Source organism: Acinetobacter sp. FL (genome assembly GCF_040744925.1).
Lineage (GTDB): Bacteria > Pseudomonadota > Gammaproteobacteria > Pseudomonadales > Moraxellaceae > Acinetobacter > Acinetobacter radioresistens.
Genome location: NZ_CP160437.1, coordinates 93,475 through 113,144, shown reverse-complemented (window position 1 = coordinate 113,144; position 19,670 = coordinate 93,475). Strand labels below are relative to the sequence as shown.

The window sequence follows — 19,670 nt, the reverse complement described above, 5'->3', positions numbered from 1 at the left end:
AATAATATTTTATAATCTAAGCTATTTTAAGATCTTTTAACTTAACGTATATTTTTTAAGTATAAAAAGTAAACTTGGTCTTTCTTATAATAAAAGCATGTTTAAATAAGTGATTAGTTTTTAATACAACACTTCTTTTTTAATAAGAAAGTTGATGATTCAAAATTTAATATTATTTTCTAAACAGGATATCTATTTTAATGAAAAAATTACTTCTTACTACTGCCTGTATGGCATGTTTAGCTTTTGCTGGCTGTAATAAACAAACTGAACCAGCTGCTTCAGAAAACACGCAGACAACTACCGCAACTAATACAGCCAATACTACTGCTCCTGCAACTACAGGGAGCATGACAAAAGATAATCATGAAGATATCCGTAATGACCTGAACAGATTACAAGCATTGGCAAATTCCAAAGCAGAGGCTGCTATAGATTACCAAGATCAGATGATGAAGGCAGTTCAAGCTAATAACCGCGAGCAGGTTATGGATATAATGAAGAAAATGCAGGGTTTCATGACTGAATTTAATGGTGAGCTTAAAAAGCTGTCACTAAAAAGTCAGGAAGTTCATGAACTGCGCAATAAATTTATTCATTCAAATGAACTTGGACTGGAATTAACCAAGTTAAGTACTGAAGCTAAACCAGATGAAGCCAAGATTAAAGAGCTACAACAGCAGGTGATGGATGTACAAAAAGAGATTATGCATGATGTACAGAAACTTCAGGCAAAAGTAGATCCTCAATCAGCTCAATCAGCTCAATCAGCTCAATCAGCTCAATAATAATTTAAGGGCATGCTAAAATAGCCTGCCCTGTTTAATAATTAATAAAACAGCTTGCTGCCAGATAAATTTGCGGCTAAAAAGAATAGGTTAAAACTTTAATTTATTTTATTTAGGGATGCCTATATGACCTCTATTTCTAATATTTCTATTAAAACCATACAAGGTGAAGAAATTACACTTGATCAATTTGCCGGTAAAGTTTTACTCATTGTCAATACTGCTTCAAAATGTGGTCTGACTCCGCAATATGAAGGACTTGAAAAGCTCTACCGTGAGAAAAAAGATCAGGGATTCGAAGTGCTGGGTTTTCCAGCTAATAATTTTTTAGAACAGGAGCCGGGTTCTAACGAAGAAATTCAGCAGTTTTGCTCACTCACTTATGATGTTTCTTTTCCAATGTTTGCCAAAATTTCAGTAGCCGGCCCAGATAAACATCCGCTTTATCAGACGCTGACTACGGCACAGCCAGAACGGATTGGTGAAGGCCCTTGGTGGAAAGATCTGGTAGATTATGGCCTGACTCCAAATCCTAAACCGGAAGTACTTTGGAATTTCGAAAAATTTCTAATCAATAAAAATGGAGAAGTTATAGCTCGTTTCGCACCAGATATCACTGCAGATGACCCGCGCCTAATTGATGCGATTGAGACGGAACTAAAACGATAATTAAAGGAAATGAGGGAGAGCAGCGCCTCCCTCTTTTTAGAAAATGTCACTGATCAGGATAGAATTCTTCAATAAAAATTAATTTTTATATTTATCCATAGTTTTAATAAATCTACTATTCATTCTTCATCTTCGCTCGGAATTCAGAGCTTTTAATATAACTATCAAAACAGTTATTAAAACCGGGGTTCCACGTGAAACACTATATTAAGACCACCCTATTTGCTCTAGTTACCGGCCTAAGTGCCACAGTGGCTATAGCTGCCCCTGAACATGCCCATCATACTCATCAAGATCAGAACCAGTCTCATTATCAGCATCAAGCTAAAGTAAACCGGCATGCTTTATCCCATGTAAACTGGAAAACAGGTGATAAAGTTCCTGCACAATATTACTCTCATGCGAACCAGGTTGACCGTAAACGTTATAAAAACTTATCCAAGCCCACAAGAAACCAGCAATGGATTAAAGTTAATGGAGATTATGTGCTGATTAATACCCGTTCACATCAGGTTATTAAAGTAGTTCATCATTAAGCTTTATTTAATAGGTTCTATAAAAAAGGTGCTTCGGCATCTTTTTAACTTTGAGGGTTAATAAAAGTGTTATCGCTTTGCAACAATAAGTTTTATCTCCACATTTTATCCATATATTAAAAAACAATATTTAATGGAAATACCATGGAACATGAAAAAGTTACTGCAAGGGGCTTTACTTCCTTTTATTATTTTTACTTCAGGTCTGCTGTTACTAGGTTGTGACCAGATGCAGCAGGATGAATCTGAAGCAGTGTATAGTGAACACAGCCAGGCTCCTGCAACAAAACCTGCCCCATCTTCCGAACTCGCAAACGGAAATATATTCTATATGGCCCGTGATGTGGCAGATATGCAATATAAAACCCAAGGCTATGTAGTAAAGTTACAGCAGGCTCAGACTGACTTACAGCAGGCCATTGAACAGAAAGATCCGCATCAGCTTCAGACAACCGCCACTATTTTACAAGAACAACTTCGTGGATTTAGCCAGACATTGTCTTCTTTAAATCTGAAAAGTCAGGAAATTGATTCAATCCGTAATAATATCTTAGAGGCAAACCAGCAGGCTCTTGCTTCTCCTTTACTCAACGGTGAAATTGATTTTAATCAGGTGGATTTTAATAAGGTTCAGGTCCAAATGAATACTATTCAGACAGAAATGCTTAAGCTGGCAGATATGTTGATGCAGAGTTCAGTTAAAGATACTCAAGCAACATCTGAACAGGAAGAAACTTAGAATCATAAAAAAGCCCTATAGTTAGGGCTTTTTATTTTAAATTAACTTATTTTTTCGGGCTTTTGACAACGACTAATTTCTTTTGTGCGAATTCTTTAAAACCATCAATGGAAAGCTCATGACCATAGCCAGAATTCTTTATTCCGCCAAATGGTAACTCTGGTGCAGTATCGGTATACCAGTTAATCCAAATCATGCCAGTTTCGACTCGGGAAGCTAATTTTTTTGCCCGTTCAATATTTTGAGAATGAATTACACCACCCAGACCATAATGTGAATCATTGGCAATGGCTACAATTTCATCTTCACTCTTGGCAACATAAAGCTGTGCTACCGGACCAAAAAACTCTTCATACCAAGCTGGATTATCACGGCTAATATTTTCTAAAATGGTTGGTTCATAGAAGTTGCCATCATGGTCAACCGGCTTACCGCCAGTGACTAGTGTTGCCCCATTTTTCACAGCATTTTCAACTTGTTCAGTCAGTTTTTCTAACGCATCTGATGAAGATAAAGGTCCAAGTTGTGTTTCAGGGTCAAGTGGATCACCAACTTTCAAGTCTTTAAAGACTTTAACCATACCGGCTTTAAATTCTTCGGCAATGTTCTCATGTAGAATAAATCGTTTAGCTGCGGTACAGACCTGACCGGCATTATTGATACGTGCCTGACAGCCAATCTTAATTGCTTTTTCCAGATCAGCATCATCCAGAACAATAAAGACATCATTACCGCCCAGTTCCAAGGTGGATTTGGTGACATGTTTTCCAGCCTGTCCGGCTACTGCACGCCCTGCCCCTTCTGAGCCGGTTAATGCTACACCCTGTACACGCGGATCCGCGATAATATCCGCTACTTGATCACTATTAATAAATAGATTTGTCCATACTCCCCTAGGTGCACCCACATCTATGATTAACTGTTCGAATGCTTCGGCACACTGTGGAACAATACTGGCATGCTTCGCCAAAACCGGATTACCAATTGCACAGTTTGGTGCAAACACACGCATCAGTTGATAAAACGGAAAATTCCAGGGTTCAACTGCCATAATGATACCCAGTGGATGATGTTCGACCCATGCTTCGCCCAGTTCTGTTTCATATGACACCGGGGCTAAGAATTCTTTGGCATGGTTTGCATAATATTCAGCAATACGGGCGCAGCTTTCAATTTCACCTTCGGCTTGCTTGATCAGTTTCCCCATATCCAGTGCCATCAGTTTGGCTAGCTCCGATTTTCTTTCTCGCATATTGCTGGCCAGTTTACGCAATACTTCGATACGGGCATCAACCTGCTGAACCCACTCTGACTTCAGGATTTTTTCTGCTGTATCCAAGGCATTTTGGATGTCTTGATCGCTATGTGAAGAATAATCTTTCAATTTTTGATTATTAAAGGGGTTAACTGATTGATAACTCATAATAAGGTTCCCTGTCTAGGCAATTTAGTTTCTGCTGGAATAAATAAGAACATGTGTTATGTCATGGGAGAGAAAAAACATCTAAAGGCTTTACAAGCTAAAAGCCCAAGAGACATGGAATTAAACTAGCATTATTTTTTTACTACTTTATTTTTGCTTACAGAATGGTTCAAAACATTACGGAGTGCGGGTAAAAGTTATATCGAGTGGTACAAAATGAAATTTGAGCGACTTATAAAAAGTTAAGAGCTATCAAGTTTGGATAAAAATTTTGACAACATATTTACGGTAAAGATTGTAGGGAATAGAAAATTTTTAATTAAATCTAGAATATGACTATTTTTTCAATATAATAAAATTATAATAAAAACAATTACTTTAGAAGAATACATTAATGAGCATCAGATTTTATAGAAGCATACCTAATGAGAAGTTTATCCCTCATAAAGATGATGAGACTGAGCAACAGACCAATGACTTAAATGATCTCAAAATCAAGCTTAAAACAGCACTTCAAATGCCCAATATTATGATACTAGCTGGTAGTGGAACTTCGCTCGGTAAAGTAAAAGGTCCAAGTATGCCTGACTTATGGACATTTTGTATTGAAGATCCATCTAGGAAGACTGACGCAGACAAAATCATTGCGCAAATTGAGTATGATATTACTAGTCCTACTAAGAAGAATATTGAAGAATTTCTCTCATACTGTGAAGCATATCAACAGATTAAAGGATGTCCTGAATTAGAAGCTTTCTTAATAAAATCAAAAGAAATTATCTTAGATAAATGTAAATTTGATAAACCTCTATATGATTTATTCGCACATATGGAGTTTATAAAAAAACTTGCTAGACGAAAAAGTAAAGATAATAGAATTAAACTTTTTACCACAAATTATGATACTTGCTTTGAAGAAGCTGCAGGAAAACTTGGAATTACAATAATTGATGGATTCACTTTCTCTACACCTAGAATTTATAGTCCTCAATTTTTTGATTATGACATTATTAAAAGAGATTCTATTAATACGTCAACCACACCAAAATATTTGGATGGTGTATTTCATATGTATAAATTACACGGCTCTGTTAATTGGTTTAAAAGAACGGAAACTGATGGTAATTTTGTTATTGAGCAAAAAGAATCTAATGATGCTAAAAATGTATGCATGATTTTTCCTGCAAAAGGCAAATATCAACAGTCATACATTCAACCTCACCTAGAGCTTATAGCTAAATTCCTTCAAGGTATACGTGAACCAAACACTTGTTTAATAACAACAGGTTTTGGTTTTAATGACGATCACTTATCTGAACCGATATATGCTGCATTACAATCTAATCCAAACCTAAAATTAATCATCGTAGATCGTTCTGTAGAACGAAAGTTTCAAAATCCAGATGATTTTTCACCATACTGGAAAAAATTTAAAGCACTTGCTGATAAGGGCTTAGATATTTTATTTATTGAAGCTGATTTCGAAAACTTTGCAATTAACATTCCAGACCTCAAAGCCCTGAGCCCTGCAGAAAACCTTTATCAAGTTATTCGTGGAGGTAGCTAATGAGTGAATTAGAAAATGCAGGAATTGTACGTTCTGAACTTCTGTTCGGTAAAGTTAATGCAATTTCAGCAAACTCATTACAATTCGAATTCATTAATCTACAGCATGAACCTGCTTATTTTGAAGGTCGTAGGTATGGTAAAGGTGAAGTTGGTGAATTCGTCATTATTGAAAGTCAAATTAATTTAATTCTTGGTCGCATTATTGAAATAAAGAAAGCTGATTTAGAACTGTCAAATTTAGATATTGTTGGGAGAGTTCAACTTCTAGGTTCTATCCAAATGGATAATTTGAAAGTTACAGCAGGCATTGATTACTACCCAAGCATAAATGACTTAATCTATTCAGCACCACATGCCTTCATAGCAGATATCCCTATCAGGATGAGTAATATAAAACCAAAAGTTGAACTAGAAATAGGATCTATTGATCTTGATAGAGACTGTAAAATTACAGTTACACCTGAAAAATTATTTGGTCGCCATCTTGGTATATTGGGATCTACAGGTGGAGGGAAAAGTTTTACTACAGCTCGAATTTTAGAAGAATGTTTAAAACATAATTCTCGCATAATTTTATTAGATCCAACTGGTGAATATAGGGGATTTAATAGTGAAGATACATTCCATGTTCATCTCGGCAAACCGATGTACGAAGTAGCTGACTCCAAAGAATGTTTTTTGCCACCTGAATGCTTTATTGAGACAGATTTTTTAGCTTTATTTGAGCCATCTGGCAAAGTCCAAGGCCCAAAATTTAAAGAAGCTATTCGAAGCTTAAAAATAGCCAACTCGAAACCTGAAGTATTTACTAACGGATACATTCCTAAAGTTAATTCTTACAAATATGATTTCCTAGCCGCTATAAATGATCCTTCTCTTGATCTAAATTGTCCAAACCTTACTTTCAATATTTTTAATCTTAATATTCAAATTGAACATGAATGTGTTTTTCCTGAATTCAGTACATCTTTTACTAGTCCCAAAGATCCTAATCGTTGGGGAAACACTGATGGTGCTTCATATACAAGTTGCCTCCCTTTAATAAGTAGAATTACTAGTATTATTCATTCTCCACCCTTTAATACATTATTTACATCATCAACTACAAAACTTTCTTTAACCAAGGTACTAAGTCGATTTGCTACATCAAATGACACTACAAAAAAATTACTACGAATAGATCTAAGTGGGATTCCCTTTGAATATAAAGCTCGTGAAATTATCGCAAATTGTATTGGACGAGTATTATTAAACGAATCAAGAAAAGGAACTTTTTCCAACAAACCTATTGTTGTTTTTTTAGATGAGGCTCATAACTTCATTGGCAAAACAATTGGTAACGAAGATACTTTAGCCAAACTTGATGCTTTTGAACTAATTGCTAAAGAGGGTCGAAAATTCGGTTTAAATATTTGTTTAGCTACCCAAAGACCAAGAGATATTACTGAAGGTGTTTTAAGTCAGCTTGGTACATTGATCGTTCATCGCCTTACAAACGATAGAGATCGTGAAATTGTAGAAAGAGCCTGTGGTGAAATTGATAAAGCTGCTTCTGACTTCCTACCAAGCCTACAACCAGGTGAGGCTGTGATTATTGGAAATGACTTTCCTATCCCATTGACCATAAATATTAAAAAGCCAACAATAAAACCAAATTCGGAAGGTGCAAATTTCCAAGAAAATTGGGCATAAAAAAACCACCCTTTCGGGTGGTTTCCTTAATCTCAAACCGACAATTACATTGCACGATTTTTGATTTTACGGATCGTTTCCAGCTGAGCAGCAGTTTCTGCCAGAGCAGCCAGAGCAGCAGCAGAGTCCAGATCACTCTTCTGGTTAGCCAGCAACTGTTCAGCGTTACGACGCGCTTCCATAATTGCTGCTTCATCCAGATTATCGGCACGGATTGCTGAGTCAGCAAGAACCGTTACCACATGTGGCTGAACTTCTAAAACACCGCCAGATACGTAGACGATCTCTTCCGTACCATTTTCCAGCAGGACACGAATCGGTCCTGGCAGGAGCAAAGTTACCAGCGGCGCGTGACCAGGCATAATACCCAGTTCGCCACCAGCCCCTTTTGCAATTAGCATAGTCACAGTGCCTGAGTAAATTGACTCATTTACACTTACGACATCACATTGCATAGTCGCCATGAGAATCTCCTAAATTAGAGTAGCTAATTAAAGTTTCTCGGCTTTAGCAATAACTTCGTCAATACCACCAACCATATAGAACGCTTGTTCTGGGATGTGATCGTATTCACCAGCTAGAAGACCTTTAAAGCCACGAATTGTTTCTTTAAGCGGTACTAATTTACCAGGCGCGCCAGTAAATACTTCAGCTACGTGGAACGGTTGAGAGAAGAAACGCTGGATTTTACGCGCACGGTAAACTACCAGTTTATCTTCTTCAGCCAGTTCGTCCATACCCAAGATTGCGATAATGTCTTTAAGCTCTTTATAACGCTGCAATACATTCTGTACAGAACGTGCAATTTCATAATGCTCTTGACCAACAACCAGCGGGTCTAGCTGACGTGAAGTCGAGTCAAGTGGATCGATCGCTGGATAAATACCAGAAGATGCGATGTCACGGCTCAATACTACAGTTGCGTCCAAGTGAGCAAACGTAGTTGCAGGTGATGGATCTGTCAAGTCATCGGCAGGTACGTATACCGCTTGGATTGAGGTAATAGAACCATTCTTGGTCGATGTAATACGTTCTTGAAGAACACCCATCTCTTCTGCAAGAGTAGGCTGGTAACCTACTGCAGATGGCATACGGCCTAGAAGTGCAGACACTTCAGTACCCGCCAATGTGTAACGATAGATGTTGTCTACAAACAACAGTACGTCACGGCCTTTACCGTTTTCGTCTTTCTCGTCACGGAAATATTCAGCCATAGTCAGACCAGTTAGCGCTACACGCAAACGGTTACCTGGTGGCTCGTTCATCTGACCGTAGACCATTGCTACTTTGTCTAGAACGTTAGAATCTTTCATTTCGTGATAGAAGTCATTACCTTCACGAGTACGCTCACCAACACCAGCAAACACAGATAAACCTGAGTGAGCTTTTGCGATGTTGTTGATCAATTCCATCATGTTTACGGTTTTACCAACACCGGCACCACCGAACAGGCCAACTTTACCACCTTTTGCAAACGGGCAAAGCAAGTCAATGACTTTAATACCAGTTTCCAGAAGATCTGTAGAAGCCGCTTGTTCAGCATAAGAAGGTGCTTGACGGTGAATCGGCAAACGCTCTTCAGTCGCTACAGGACCTGCCTCATCAATCGGGCGACCCAAAACGTCCATGATACGGCCCAGACAGGCAGTACCCACAGGAACAGAAATCGGTGCACCAGAGTTAGTTACAGGCAGACCACGTTTAAGACCTTCTGTAGAACCCATTGCGATGGTACGCACAACACCATCACCAAGTTGTTGCTGAACTTCTAAAGTAGTTTCAGTACCGTCAACTTGGAGAGCGTCATAGATCTTAGGAACGCTATTGCGTTCAAACTCGACGTCGATAACCGCGCCGATGATCTGAATGATACGACCGCTACTCATTGCTGTCTCCTCAATTCAAACTAATAATGTTAAACGGCAGCGGCACCGCCAACGATCTCGGAAATTTCCTGAGTAATCGCGGCTTGACGCAGCTTGTTATAAATGAGCTGTAGGTCTTTAATCAGCTGGCCTGCATTGTCAGTTGCAGCTTTCATTGCAACCATACGAGCAGACTGCTCACACGCGATATTTTCAATCACGCCCTGATAAACCATAGACTCGATATAGCGAACCAACAAACCGTTTAGCAGCTCTTCAGCTTCCGGTTCATAGATATAGTCCCAACCATAAGTACGGTTGAGGCTGTCGCCTTCGTTAGCCGGAGCAAGAGGAACAAGCTGGCTTACCGTTGGTTTCTGTGTCATGGCATTAATAAATGCATTAGATACCAGATAAATGCGATCAAGTTCGCCTCTATCAAATGCATCGAGCATGACTTGTACAGAACCGGTTAACTGTTCCAGACTTGGAGCGTCCCCTACTTGTGTAGTAGCGCCAAGCACTTTACCGCCGTAGTTTTTAAAAAACGAAACCGCTTTTTGACCAATTAAAGCAAATTCAACTTCAATTGACTGCTCACGTTGTTGCTGAACATGCTGAACAACTTTCTTGAACAGGTTAATGTTCAAACCACCAGCAAGACCACGATCTGAAGACACGATGATATAGCCAACGCGCTTAACCGGGCGCTCAACCATATAACGGTGTTTGTATTCAGGGTTTGCTTGTACCAGGTGAGCAATTACACGGTGCATATTTTCGGCATACGGACGGCCCTGAGCCATGCGCTCTTGCGCACGACGCATTTTTGAAGCAGCAACCATCTGCATCGCACGCGTAATCTTCTGCGTGGACTTGATACTTGCGACCTTGGCGCGAATTTCTTTTAAATTTGCCATACGCTTAACCTAATATTCGGAAGCTCAAGGAGCCTCCGAAGGTTGATCCGTGAAACAAACTTAACTAATCAATTAGTAAGTTTGAGTCGCTTTGAAGCTCTCAATACCTGCTTTAATTGCAGCTTCGATGTCTTTGTTGTAATCACCAGTTTCATCGATTTGTTTCATGAGTGCAGCATGTTCAGAGCGGAAGTACGCAATGAGTGCAGCATCAAAGTCTACAATTTTCTTCACTTCAACATCAGCCATGTAGCCTTCGTTTGAAGCATAGATAGATACAGCTTGGTCAGCAATTGAATATGGAGCATATTGTTTCTGCTTCATCAGTTCAGTTACACGTTGACCATGTTCAAGCTGCTTACGAGTTGCTTCATCAAGATCAGATGCAAACTGGGCAAATGCCGCCAGTTCACGGTACTGAGCAAGAGCAGTACGGATACCACCAGCCAATTTCTTGATAATTTTGGTCTGAGCAGAACCACCAACACGCGATACCGAGATACCTGCGTTCACAGCAGGACGAATACCCGCATTGAACAGAGAGGTTTCAAGGAAGATCTGACCGTCAGTAATCGAAATTACGTTCGTTGGTACGAATGCAGATACGTCACCAGCTTGTGTTTCAATAATTGGCAATGCAGTTAATGAACCAGTCTGGCCTGTAACTTCACCATTGGTGAATTTCTCAACGTAATCAGCAGATACACGAGAAGCACGCTCAAGAAGACGCGAATGTAGATAGAACACGTCACCTGGATACGCTTCACGACCTGGTGGACGACGTAAAAGCAGTGAAATTTGACGATACGCAACTGCTTGTTTAGACAGATCATCATAGATGATCAGAGCGTCTTCACCGCGGTCACGGAAATATTCACCCATTGTACAGCCAGAGTACGGAGCCAGATACTGCATTGCTGCAGGATCAGCTGCTGCCGCTGCAACAACAGTGGTATATGCCATCGCACCACTTTCTTCCAGCTTGCGCACAACGTTAGCGATGGTCGATTGTTTCTGACCAATTGCCACATATACACACTTAATGCCAGAGTTTTTCTGAGCGATGATGGCATCGATCGCCATTGCTGTTTTACCAGTCTGACGGTCACCAATGATCAGCTCACGCTGACCACGACCTACGGGGATCATGGTGTCTACTGATTTATAACCAGTTTGGACGGGCTGATCTACTGATTGACGCCAAATTACACCTGGTGCTACTTTTTCAACAGCATCAGTCATTTTTGCATCAATAGGGCCTTTACCATCAATCGGGTTACCCAAAGCATCTACGACACGACCTAAAAGCTCAGGACCAACCGGAACTTCTAATACACGGCCTGTACAACGAGCTTTTTGACCTTCTTGAAGGTTTAGGTAGCTACCTAAAACAACGGCACCCACTGAATCCTGTTCTAGGTTCAGTGCCATACCAAATAAGCCGCCGTCGAATTCGATCATTTCACCGTACATTGCATCAGCAAGACCGTGAATGCGCACAATACCGTCGGATACCATAACAATGGTACCTTCGTTTTTAGCGGTCGCGCTGGTGTCCAGATCGCCGATACGCTGTTTAATGAGCGCACTGATCTCGGATGGATTCAGTTGTTGCATTGCGCTATACCTCAATCTTTTATAAGTTCAGTCTTCTGTTTTGCGTTATGCAAGAAGACGAGTCCGCATTTTTTCAAGCTTGTTCAGCGCAGAATCATCTATCACTTGATCGCCCGCACGAATTACAACACCCGCGATTAACGCCGGATTCACTTCAACACTAACATTTACAGCGGCATTAAAACGTTTTTGTAACGCATCTGCTAGCAGCTGTTCCTGTTCTGCATTCAAGGGAAAAGCCGATTCGATAACGACATCGACTGTATTGTTATTCTGTGACTTAAGCTCTTCATACTCTGCAGCAATTTCAGGAAGCAATGCCAAACGGTCATTGTTTGCCAGCAAAATCAGAAAGTTTGACACTGCCTGACTTTGTTGTTCACCTAAAACCTTTGCAAAAAGTTCCACCTGTTGTACAGGTGTAAGCTCAGGACGATTTAAATAAGCAGAAAATGCTTCGTCTTGCACCGCAGCACTGAGCACTTGTAACGCATTCGACCAATTGTCAGTTGCACCTTGCTCAGAAGCGTAAGCAAATGCTGCTTTGGCGTACGGGCGTGCCAACGTCAAGAGTTCAGCCATAATCGCCTCGCTTAAAGTTTAGCAGCCAGCTGGGTCAGCATGGCATTGTGAGCTTGCGCATCAACTTGCTGGTTCAGGATTTTTTCTGCACCGGATACTGCCAAGGCAGCAACTTGTTGACGTAATTCTTCGCGAGCAGAATTGATCTCCTGATCAACAGCTTCTTTTGCCTGTTGACGAATACGCTCACCTTCAGCCGCAGCTTGAGTACGCGCTTCTTCGATCAGCTGTGCTGCACGACGGTTCGCTTGTTCGATCAATTGAGCCGCTTGTGCTTTAGCCACGTCAAGCTCTTGCTTTACTTGCGCCTGTGCATCGGCAAGATCAGCTTTCGCTTTTTCAGCAGCATTTAAGCCATCAGCGATACGACGCTGACGCTCACTAATCGCATTGATTAGTGGTGGCCAGACAAACTTCATGCAGAATGCGACAAAAACCGCAAATGCAATCGCTTGGCCAATCAATGTGAGGTTGATATTCATTTAGCAATTCCTCAAATAGTGGAGTTTTGGGAATTAAGCTGATTAACCTACAAATGGATTTGCGAAGATGAAGAACAAACCAATACCAACGCCGATCATAGGCACAGCATCAAGAAGACCCGCGATTAGGAACATACGAGTTTGAAGTTGTGGAGCCAATTCTGGTTGACGTGCAACAGCTTCAAGGAAGCGACCGCCCAGAAGACCAAAACCAATCGCAGTACCTAAAGCACCGAAAGCGATCAAGATAGCAGATGCAATTGCAACTAGACCTAAAGTGAGTTCCATGAAAAATTCCTCAGAGGTTAGGTTTTATACCAAATTAAATTAAAAAATTGTGCCTAACCGTCTGATAACAGTCAGGCAATACCATTAATGTTTTTCGCTTGCCATGCTCAAGTATACGATGGTCAGCATCATGAAAATGAACGCCTGCAACGTAATAACAAGAATGTGGAAGATAGCCCAAGGCACAGATAACGCCCATTGGATCCAGAACGGTAAAAGCGCGATCAAGATGAAGATCAACTCACCCGCATACATGTTACCGAACAGTCGAAGTGCCAATGAAATTGGACGTGCAAGGAAAGTTACCAGTTCCAGAATTAAGTTCACCGGAATAAGTAACGCTTTTGCAACTGGGTTACTTGGGTTGAATGGGTTAAGTGCCAACTCGCCAACAAAGCCACCAACACCCTTTTCACGGATGCTGTAAAACAAGATCAGGACAAATACTGACAGGGACATACCTAAGGTAATGTTCGGGTCAGTAGATGGAACAATCTTGAAGTAAACGTGGTGAGGATCCATACCAAATACACTTGCACCAATCTGCTGAGCCAGGTAAGGAACCCAGTCAACAGGAATCAGGTCCATCAGGTTCATGAGGAAAATCCACACGAAGATGGTCAGTGCCAATGGCGCAATCAAGCGAGATTTGCCATGGAAAGTATCACGAACACTTGAGTCAACGAACTCAATGATCATTTCGATTGCAGACTGGAATTTGGTAGGAACACCAGAATTGGCTGCTTTAGCAACCAGCCAGAATAACAAACAGAAAATCACACCAAGGCCAATTGACCAACCCATTGAATCCAAGTGAATTGCAGTGAACCCCATCTGTTGAGCTTCTTCAGCAGTCTCGGCCAATTTCCAAGTACCGTCTGGCATTTTGCCATAGGTCATATTGGTCAAGTGATGCTTAATATACTCTGTCGAAGTAAGGGCATGTTCTTCAGCAGCCATAAATCACACCTGGTCAATGTCAAATAATAAATAGAGCTGGTGAATATCGCGTGCTGCCTGATATCTCACACATCTCCAAAAAAACTTTTCAATTTCTGCTGCGCTTAAACTCGTTTTTGTAGTCGAGACACCCAAAACGGGGCAACCCAAGACATGCTCTGAACGAGTATAAATCCACAAAACAATGCCACCGGTGACAGTGGTTGTACATTGCTTAAAATTAAAATAAAGCCAACAATCATGATTGCAAACTTGCCGAGCATGCCCCGGTACATATTCAATAGAACCTGCTTTGAAGCTCTTGCCCCGGCAGTTCTAAATGACTGCCATGAGAAATAACTGCTTGCAAGCCAGCACACCAATGCACCAAGTGCGGCACTTAATGCTGCGGTTGTATCACTTACAAGCCATGCTATCAAAGCAGACACAGGTATCATAAATGCTTGCAGGTAGACCAAAGCTTTCGCTAACCGTCGGTCAATCAAGCGACTAGTTCGGCTCATTTTTACCCACTTACAGCATAAATGCTTGACAAGTTTAGCTGATGATCGTTTTTAATCGCAGGCATTATAGAGTTACACCCCTGAACATGCAATCTTTTCCCGATTGAACTATGGTTTTTTTCAATCCTCAGCCGGTTCTTGAGAGATTTTCAGGGTGTTTATTTTTTATCTGTTTATCGTGCATTTACTACACAGCGATGGGCCTGATCAGCCAGATCTTTCCACGCTACAATAAAATCCTGCTCATTACTCATACTTTCGTCGACCTTCTGGAATATGATCGGATTCAGGCTACGATACTGGGCCTGGCTGGCATGGCCTTCTGCCAGCAAACACATTTTTTGACTTGGCCGCTGCTGATTCAGGTAACGAATCTGACTCATAGTTGGAGCAATATGTGGATCATCAGTTAAGGCACCAGCGAAGCGCAGATTAAGAGGTCTTTCCAAATATTGGTAAGCATCATGATAAGACCAGTACGGACGTGACTGACCAGTCTGGTTATATTGTTGCGTCACTTTGAGCATACGTGCTGCGAATGCCCGTGCATTATTCCAGTAAGCCTGCCGATGTGCCGGATACTGCTGTGAACGTAAGGCCGCTATAAAAAAGCCGATACGTACCGCATTATTCGGATCAAGCCAGATATGGGTATCGACGGTATTTGGTAATGCTTTACCACGGGTATTTCGAAGTGGCAGCAGCTTTACCAGTCCTGAATCCAGGATAGAGATTGCTTTAGGCTGGCTGCTCAATACCTTGTCTAAAGGAGCTTCATGAGCTTTCCCAAGCCAGATCACCAGAGAAGCATCCTGAATGGTCTTACGGTGAGCCGGCTTTAGAGTAATATCATGCCCGCTCTGATTGGCTAATAGCAGCTTGGGTTGCTCGATTCCTTGGGTAACTGCTTTACTGATCAGGTAAATAGGTTGTGTAGATACAACCAGGTCATTTGACCAGCTTAAGGTACAACTGCATAGTGCCAGAGCAACAAGAATAAAACGTAACATGAAGAAGAAACCAAGACCCTTTAATGTTATAATATAACAATTCTACAAAAATACCTATGCCTGTTCGAAACATGCTTAGGCTTCATGTTAATATTTAATAAATTATTTTCGAGGTTTTAGCATGAGCTCATGTTCACATGGACATCATGACACATTGCACGGCGTACATGACCATCATAACGTTGAAGCACGTCTTGCTGAAGCAGAAAGCTTATGTATTGCCTCGGGTGCACGTCTTACTCCTTTACGTAAACAGGTGCTGGAGCTGATTCTGAAAGCTTCCAGCCCGATGGGGGCCTATGACCTGCTGGCTAAAATGAAAAGTAATACTGACCGGCCGGCTGCTCCACCTACTGTTTACCGTACGCTAGAGTTTCTGCTGGAAAAAGGCCTTATTCACCGTTTGACTTCGATTAATGCCTATATTCCCTGTTGTCATCCAAGAGAAGGCCATCAGGCGGCTTTTCTGATCTGTACGCGCTGTCACATTGTTAAAGAGGCATCGGCACAAGGCTTGATGCAGCAGCTGGAGCAGCTGGCAGCTTCTGATCATTTTAATGCGCACCACAGTATTATCGAGATTTCAGGATTATGTCAGCAGTGCAACACCACGGCCTAAGCTCTCCCCTGCCCCTGGTTTCTCTTGAAGATATCAGTGTAAGGCTTGATGAGCTGGATATTCTTAAGCAGGTTAATTTTACGCTCCATGAACGGGAGATTGTGACCCTGATCGGTCCAAACGGTGCTGGCAAGTCTACCCTGATTAAGATATTGCTGGGCATTATGCAGCCGAGTACTGGTCATGTCCGCACGGCTAAAACGCTAAAGATGTCGTATGTGCCACAAAAATTTAACCCATCACATAGCTTGCCATTGCGCGTCAAAGACTTGCTGGCTTTAGAAAACTGCTCCCAGCAGATCAAATCAGAAATCATCCGAGATACGGGTATCAGCAAGTTAGAGTTATCTAAAGTGCAACAACTTTCCGGAGGTGAACGGCAACGGGTATTACTGGCACGTGCATTACTGCGCCAGCCAGATATCCTGGTTCTGGATGAACCCATGCAAGGGCTTGACATTCAGTCTGAGGCCGAACTGTATGCCTATGTACGGAGCCTGCCGGAACGTTATGGCTGTGCCGTATTAATGGTTTCTCATGACTTGCAGTGGGTCATGCAAGGCACGCATCGTGTGGTTTGCCTCAACAAGCATATCTGTTGTAGCGGCCTGCCAGAGAATGTTCAGCAACATCCTGAATACCAGGCAATCTTTGGAACCCAACGTGTATTTTACCAGCATCATCATGACCGCTGTGCGCATGGCGACCATGCTGAACCCTGTCAGCATGATGCCCGCCCACATATCCACCCTGAACCGGAAGTTTAAGTAATGATGGAATGGCTACAACTTCTGCTTCCTGCCTGGATTATGGGTACCCTGCTGGTCTTTCTGACCGCTCCACTTGGCTGTCTGATGCTGTGGCGACGGATGTCATTTTTTGCCGACACCATGGCGCATGGCACTTTGCTTGGCGTTGCCGTTGCAGGTGGACTTAGCTTACCACTATGGATGGGTGTTACTTTACTGGCCTTATTACTGGTGGCAGTGTTATGGGTATTGCATGATCCGCGCTTGCCGAGTGATGCTTTACTGGCACTGTGTTCAGCGACCCTGCTCTGTTCTGGCCTGTTGTTTATCCAGCACTTGCCCAGTTTAAGGCCTGAACTGCTCAGTTATCTGTTCGGTGACCTGCTTACAATCAGCTGGAATGACTTACCTACATTTGCTGCGGTTATTCTGCTGGCACTCGCCGTGCTTTATAAATCATGGCAAGCCCAGATCCGTACTGCCATTGATCCGGATATTGCAGCCAGCGAAGGCATCCATAACCAATGGCAGCGCCTGATTTTCATGTTACTGCTGGCGCTGTTTACAGTTCTGGCATTGCGTGCCGTAGGTTCTTTACTGATGGGAGCATTACTGGTCATACCTGCATTGACGGCCCGTCTGCTTGCACATTCACCCAGACAGATGGTGATCTGGGCATTTGTGATGGCACAGATTGGAATAACGGTAGGACTATGGTCAAGTGCTGGTCTGGACATTTCGACCGGCTTAAGTATTGTACTTACTATGGCAATTTTATTTATCCTGATTTTTACTGTACAGAAGATCAGAACAAGTATTTCATAAGGCTTAAAGCCTGTATAAAATTTTGTGGGGTTTTTAATGACTGCTCAATCGGTAATCCTTCCCTTACCTTCTGACCATGCACGTTTTATCAGTTTACGTTTAAAAGATTTTTCAGTGGCTGAGCTTAAGGAGCAAATCGCGCTACTGCATAGTACACGAGACCGTTTGATTACCCAGCACCCTGCTGCACAGATTAAAGCGGCAGTTGCTTTCGGTCCAGAAATATGGCCCCAGCTTTATAAAGAAATGCCTGCTGGCTTTAAACAGCTTGCTCCTCAGCAGAGTACTTTTCAGATGCCGGTGGTACCTGCCGATGTATTCATTCATATTGCCAGCGCACGTGCCGACATCTGTTTTGCCTTGAGCCAAGCATTTTTTGAGGGAATCAAAGATAAGGTTGAGGTGCTGGATGAGCGGGTATGTTTTCGCTATTTTGATGGGCGTGATATTACCGGCTTTATTGACGGTACTGAAAACCCACAATTTAACGATGACCGTGCAGAGGTTGCGCTTCTGCCTGAAGAAAGTGGTGTATTTGCAGATGGATCATTTATTTTTGCCCAGCGTTATGCACATGACCTGGAAAAATGGAAACGTTTAAAAGTAGATACTCAAGAGCAGATCATGGGCCGTACCAAACTTGAGTCTATTGAACTGGATGATGAGGTAAAACCTGAGAATGCGCATATAGCACGTACCGTGGTAGAAGATGAAAATGGTGAGGAAATGGAGATTCTTCGTCATAGTCTCCCATATGGTGATGGGAAAGGTGATCAGGGTCTTTTCTTTATTGCTTATACTAAAGACCTTAACATTATCGATCTCATGCTGAACCGTATGTTTGGAACTAGTGGTGATGGTATTCATGACCGTTTATTACACTTTGTCACTCCACTTGATGGGGCATATTACTTTGCGCCTAGTGCAGAATTACTTGAAATAATATTAGAGAGTTAAAAAAACTGAAGGGTATATTTTTAAAGCTCTAGAGTATTTTAGAGCTTTCTTACATTTTAATAAAATTAAATTAAAAATTATAAGTCTTAACTCTGAAATTTTGGTTAATAACTTAACTTAAAAAATATAAAAGCTATTAGCCTTACATTTATATAAAAAAGGGCAATTAAATTAGTTTACCTGATTAAAGTAAACTTTTTCTCCTTCGGAACATACTCCATAAAAAACTCCATAAGATTCATCTTTTACAGAAGGATTATTTAAATAACTATTGCATTCTAAAATCAAATCTCCAGCATTTTTCTTAAATACTATTTTTTGCTTTTGATAATATGGAGCACCTGTATAATTATCAGCTAAATAATAGATTCCTAACTTAAAATTCTTTGATTCAGCCTGTTTAGTTGCATATCCATTCTTTATAAAATCAATTCCACCCAAAGCCAGGTTAATTTTATCAATATTTAAACTCAACTCACCACTATTATTTTTATCTGCTTTGGCTTCTGCCCATCCTACTTGGACATCTTCACTATAAACATTTTTATAATATAAGATAAAATTATCATTATTATCTTTTATATAAAACTCATCACGTGCAGGATCAAGTCTTTTAAAAAGATAATTATTCACTTTTTTTGTGGGTATAAGATGCTTACACTTCCCTGAATTTTTACAGATTCGATATGAAAAATAAAGTTTTGTATTACTTGACTTAGGCTGACCTGCCTCAGTTGTAACTGCATACATTAAACTAATTAAAAATAAAAAAAAGACTCTAATCATTATTGCATAATCTCTATATATATTTTTTAAATAATACATTACTTTAATTAAATTCTAAAAAATTCTTTATTTTAAATTTTATGATAATTAA

22 protein-coding genes are annotated in these 19,670 nt (G+C 41.0%); 10 read left to right on the top strand and 12 right to left on the bottom strand.

The window, feature by feature from the left end:
* Positions 1 to 200 precede the first annotated feature (200 nt).
* The 4 genes from ABZP31_RS00535 to ABZP31_RS00520 all read left to right on the top strand — a co-directional run bounded on the left by ABZP31_RS00535 (position 201) and on the right by ABZP31_RS00520 (position 2,732).
* On the top strand, positions 201 to 788 hold the full coding sequence (locus ABZP31_RS00535) for a viral A-type inclusion protein (RefSeq protein WP_367156870.1): 588 nt from the start codon (positions 201 to 203) through the stop codon (positions 786 to 788).
* 126 nt (positions 789 to 914) lie between these two features.
* Positions 915 to 1,457, top strand: a complete 543-nt coding sequence (locus ABZP31_RS00530) for a glutathione peroxidase (RefSeq protein WP_005017263.1) — start codon at positions 915 to 917, stop codon at positions 1,455 to 1,457.
* 194 nt (positions 1,458 to 1,651) lie between these two features.
* Positions 1,652 to 1,993: an RcnB family protein gene (locus ABZP31_RS00525; RefSeq protein ID WP_248135392.1), complete on the top strand. Its 342-nt coding sequence runs from the start codon at positions 1,652 to 1,654 to the stop codon at positions 1,991 to 1,993.
* Between the two features lie 151 nt (positions 1,994 to 2,144).
* Positions 2,145 to 2,732, top strand: coding sequence for a hypothetical protein (locus tag ABZP31_RS00520; RefSeq protein ID WP_248135394.1), 588 nt, complete (start codon positions 2,145 to 2,147; stop codon positions 2,730 to 2,732).
* A 46-nt stretch (positions 2,733 to 2,778) separates the two neighbouring features.
* Here ABZP31_RS00520 and ABZP31_RS00515 read toward each other — a convergent pair whose 3' ends face one another.
* The gene (locus ABZP31_RS00515) at positions 2,779 to 4,155 is read right to left on the bottom strand and encodes an NAD-dependent succinate-semialdehyde dehydrogenase (protein ID WP_248135396.1); all 1,377 of its coding nucleotides are present in this window, start codon (positions 4,153 to 4,155) and stop codon (positions 2,779 to 2,781) included.
* Between the two features lie 394 nt (positions 4,156 to 4,549).
* On the opposite strand from ABZP31_RS00515, the gene ABZP31_RS00510 reads away from it, so the two are divergent.
* Both ABZP31_RS00510 and ABZP31_RS00505 read left to right on the top strand, forming a co-directional pair.
* Positions 4,550 to 5,722 (top strand): SIR2 family protein, encoded by a 1,173-nt coding sequence (locus ABZP31_RS00510; protein WP_248135398.1) that lies wholly within the window; start codon positions 4,550 to 4,552, stop codon positions 5,720 to 5,722.
* The gene (locus tag ABZP31_RS00505; protein WP_248135400.1) at positions 5,722 to 7,416 is read left to right on the top strand and encodes an ATP-binding protein; all 1,695 of its coding nucleotides are present in this window, start codon (positions 5,722 to 5,724) and stop codon (positions 7,414 to 7,416) included. Before ABZP31_RS00510 ends, ABZP31_RS00505 begins: the two co-directional genes overlap by 1 nt.
* 44 nt (positions 7,417 to 7,460) lie before the next feature.
* On the opposite strand, the gene ABZP31_RS00500 is transcribed toward ABZP31_RS00505, so the two are convergent.
* The 10 genes from ABZP31_RS00500 to ABZP31_RS00455 form a co-directional block, all read right to left on the bottom strand.
* Positions 7,461 to 7,880, bottom strand: a complete 420-nt coding sequence (locus ABZP31_RS00500; RefSeq protein ID WP_005023671.1) for a F0F1 ATP synthase subunit epsilon — start codon at positions 7,878 to 7,880, stop codon at positions 7,461 to 7,463.
* Between the two features lie 27 nt (positions 7,881 to 7,907).
* Positions 7,908 to 9,302 (bottom strand): F0F1 ATP synthase subunit beta, encoded by a 1,395-nt coding sequence (gene atpD / locus ABZP31_RS00495; protein ID WP_005017275.1) that lies wholly within the window; start codon positions 9,300 to 9,302, stop codon positions 7,908 to 7,910.
* A 29-nt stretch (positions 9,303 to 9,331) separates the two neighbouring features.
* Positions 9,332 to 10,201: a F0F1 ATP synthase subunit gamma gene (gene atpG, locus ABZP31_RS00490; RefSeq protein ID WP_005017279.1), complete on the bottom strand. Its 870-nt coding sequence runs from the start codon at positions 10,199 to 10,201 to the stop codon at positions 9,332 to 9,334.
* A gap of 72 nt (positions 10,202 to 10,273) precedes the next feature.
* Positions 10,274 to 11,818, bottom strand: a complete 1,545-nt coding sequence (gene atpA / locus ABZP31_RS00485; RefSeq protein WP_005017281.1) for a F0F1 ATP synthase subunit alpha — start codon at positions 11,816 to 11,818, stop codon at positions 10,274 to 10,276.
* Between the two features lie 45 nt (positions 11,819 to 11,863).
* The gene (locus tag ABZP31_RS00480; RefSeq protein ID WP_248135402.1) at positions 11,864 to 12,400 is read right to left on the bottom strand and encodes a F0F1 ATP synthase subunit delta; all 537 of its coding nucleotides are present in this window, start codon (positions 12,398 to 12,400) and stop codon (positions 11,864 to 11,866) included.
* A gap of 11 nt (positions 12,401 to 12,411) precedes the next feature.
* The gene (locus ABZP31_RS00475; protein ID WP_005017284.1) at positions 12,412 to 12,882 is read right to left on the bottom strand and encodes a F0F1 ATP synthase subunit B; all 471 of its coding nucleotides are present in this window, start codon (positions 12,880 to 12,882) and stop codon (positions 12,412 to 12,414) included.
* A gap of 42 nt (positions 12,883 to 12,924) precedes the next feature.
* A complete protein-coding gene (atpE, locus tag ABZP31_RS00470) occupies positions 12,925 to 13,170 on the bottom strand; it encodes a F0F1 ATP synthase subunit C (RefSeq protein WP_000424060.1) in 246 nt (81 codons plus the stop codon).
* Between the two features lie 84 nt (positions 13,171 to 13,254).
* The gene (gene atpB, locus ABZP31_RS00465) at positions 13,255 to 14,130 is read right to left on the bottom strand and encodes a F0F1 ATP synthase subunit A (RefSeq protein ID WP_005017287.1); all 876 of its coding nucleotides are present in this window, start codon (positions 14,128 to 14,130) and stop codon (positions 13,255 to 13,257) included.
* 104 nt (positions 14,131 to 14,234) lie between these two features.
* On the bottom strand, positions 14,235 to 14,633 hold the full coding sequence (locus tag ABZP31_RS00460) for an ATP synthase subunit I (RefSeq protein WP_005017290.1): 399 nt from the start codon (positions 14,631 to 14,633) through the stop codon (positions 14,235 to 14,237).
* 173 nt (positions 14,634 to 14,806) lie between these two features.
* Complete coding sequence (locus ABZP31_RS00455; protein ID WP_005017292.1) at positions 14,807 to 15,643, bottom strand: zinc ABC transporter substrate-binding protein; 837 nt, start codon at positions 15,641 to 15,643, stop codon at positions 14,807 to 14,809.
* A gap of 121 nt (positions 15,644 to 15,764) precedes the next feature.
* Here ABZP31_RS00455 and ABZP31_RS00450 point away from each other — a divergent pair, with 121 nt between their 5' ends.
* Genes ABZP31_RS00450 through ABZP31_RS00435 form a run of 4 tightly spaced genes read left to right on the top strand, consistent with a single transcriptional unit; the run spans position 15,765 to position 18,793 of the window.
* On the top strand, positions 15,765 to 16,262 hold the full coding sequence (locus ABZP31_RS00450) for a transcriptional repressor (protein ID WP_005017294.1): 498 nt from the start codon (positions 15,765 to 15,767) through the stop codon (positions 16,260 to 16,262).
* Positions 16,235 to 17,029, top strand: a complete 795-nt coding sequence (gene znuC / locus ABZP31_RS00445; RefSeq protein ID WP_005017297.1) for a zinc ABC transporter ATP-binding protein ZnuC — start codon at positions 16,235 to 16,237, stop codon at positions 17,027 to 17,029. The genes ABZP31_RS00450 and znuC overlap by 28 nt, the downstream gene beginning before the upstream one ends.
* A gap of 3 nt (positions 17,030 to 17,032) precedes the next feature.
* Entirely contained in the window at positions 17,033 to 17,836 is an 804-nt protein-coding gene (gene znuB / locus ABZP31_RS00440) for a metal ABC transporter permease (protein ID WP_248135405.1), read from the top strand.
* A gap of 36 nt (positions 17,837 to 17,872) precedes the next feature.
* Positions 17,873 to 18,793 (top strand): Dyp-type peroxidase, encoded by a 921-nt coding sequence (locus tag ABZP31_RS00435; protein WP_248135406.1) that lies wholly within the window; start codon positions 17,873 to 17,875, stop codon positions 18,791 to 18,793.
* 171 nt (positions 18,794 to 18,964) lie between these two features.
* Here the strand turns inward: ABZP31_RS00435 and ABZP31_RS00430 are convergent, their stop codons facing one another.
* Positions 18,965 to 19,579, bottom strand: a complete 615-nt coding sequence (locus ABZP31_RS00430) for a hypothetical protein (RefSeq protein WP_248135408.1) — start codon at positions 19,577 to 19,579, stop codon at positions 18,965 to 18,967.
* Between the last annotated feature and the right edge of the window lie 91 nt (positions 19,580 to 19,670).

What these genes read in the sequence shown, in the direction of transcription:
- ABZP31_RS00535 (WP_367156870.1), top strand. Translation starts at nt 201, where the DNA reads ATGAAAAAATTACTTCTTACTACTGCCTGTATGGCATGTTTAGCTTTT.
- ABZP31_RS00530 (WP_005017263.1), top strand. Translation starts at nt 915, where the DNA reads ATGACCTCTATTTCTAATATTTCTATTAAAACCATACAAGGTGAAGAA.
- ABZP31_RS00520 (WP_248135394.1), top strand. Translation starts at nt 2,145, where the DNA reads ATGAAAAAGTTACTGCAAGGGGCTTTACTTCCTTTTATTATTTTTACT.
- ABZP31_RS00515 (WP_248135396.1), bottom strand. Translation starts at nt 4,155, where the DNA reads ATGAGTTATCAATCAGTTAACCCCTTTAATAATCAAAAATTGAAAGAT.
- ABZP31_RS00510 (WP_248135398.1), top strand. Translation starts at nt 4,550, where the DNA reads ATGAGCATCAGATTTTATAGAAGCATACCTAATGAGAAGTTTATCCCT.
- ABZP31_RS00505 (WP_248135400.1), top strand. Translation starts at nt 5,722, where the DNA reads ATGAGTGAATTAGAAAATGCAGGAATTGTACGTTCTGAACTTCTGTTC.
- ABZP31_RS00500 (WP_005023671.1), bottom strand. Translation starts at nt 7,880, where the DNA reads ATGGCGACTATGCAATGTGATGTCGTAAGTGTAAATGAGTCAATTTAC.
- atpD (WP_005017275.1), bottom strand. Translation starts at nt 9,302, where the DNA reads ATGAGTAGCGGTCGTATCATTCAGATCATCGGCGCGGTTATCGACGTC.
- atpG (WP_005017279.1), bottom strand. Translation starts at nt 10,201, where the DNA reads ATGGCAAATTTAAAAGAAATTCGCGCCAAGGTCGCAAGTATCAAGTCC.
- atpA (WP_005017281.1), bottom strand. Translation starts at nt 11,818, where the DNA reads ATGCAACAACTGAATCCATCCGAGATCAGTGCGCTCATTAAACAGCGT.
- ABZP31_RS00480 (WP_248135402.1), bottom strand. Translation starts at nt 12,400, where the DNA reads ATGGCTGAACTCTTGACGTTGGCACGCCCGTACGCCAAAGCAGCATTT.
- ABZP31_RS00475 (WP_005017284.1), bottom strand. Translation starts at nt 12,882, where the DNA reads ATGAATATCAACCTCACATTGATTGGCCAAGCGATTGCATTTGCGGTT.
- atpE (WP_000424060.1), bottom strand. Translation starts at nt 13,170, where the DNA reads ATGGAACTCACTTTAGGTCTAGTTGCAATTGCATCTGCTATCTTGATC.
- atpB (WP_005017287.1), bottom strand. Translation starts at nt 14,130, where the DNA reads ATGGCTGCTGAAGAACATGCCCTTACTTCGACAGAGTATATTAAGCAT.
- ABZP31_RS00460 (WP_005017290.1), bottom strand. Translation starts at nt 14,633, where the DNA reads ATGAGCCGAACTAGTCGCTTGATTGACCGACGGTTAGCGAAAGCTTTG.
- ABZP31_RS00455 (WP_005017292.1), bottom strand. Translation starts at nt 15,643, where the DNA reads ATGTTACGTTTTATTCTTGTTGCTCTGGCACTATGCAGTTGTACCTTA.
- ABZP31_RS00450 (WP_005017294.1), top strand. Translation starts at nt 15,765, where the DNA reads ATGAGCTCATGTTCACATGGACATCATGACACATTGCACGGCGTACAT.
- znuC (WP_005017297.1), top strand. Translation starts at nt 16,235, where the DNA reads ATGTCAGCAGTGCAACACCACGGCCTAAGCTCTCCCCTGCCCCTGGTT.
- znuB (WP_248135405.1), top strand. Translation starts at nt 17,033, where the DNA reads ATGATGGAATGGCTACAACTTCTGCTTCCTGCCTGGATTATGGGTACC.
- ABZP31_RS00435 (WP_248135406.1), top strand. Translation starts at nt 17,873, where the DNA reads ATGACTGCTCAATCGGTAATCCTTCCCTTACCTTCTGACCATGCACGT.
- ABZP31_RS00430 (WP_248135408.1), bottom strand. Translation starts at nt 19,579, where the DNA reads ATGATTAGAGTCTTTTTTTTATTTTTAATTAGTTTAATGTATGCAGTT.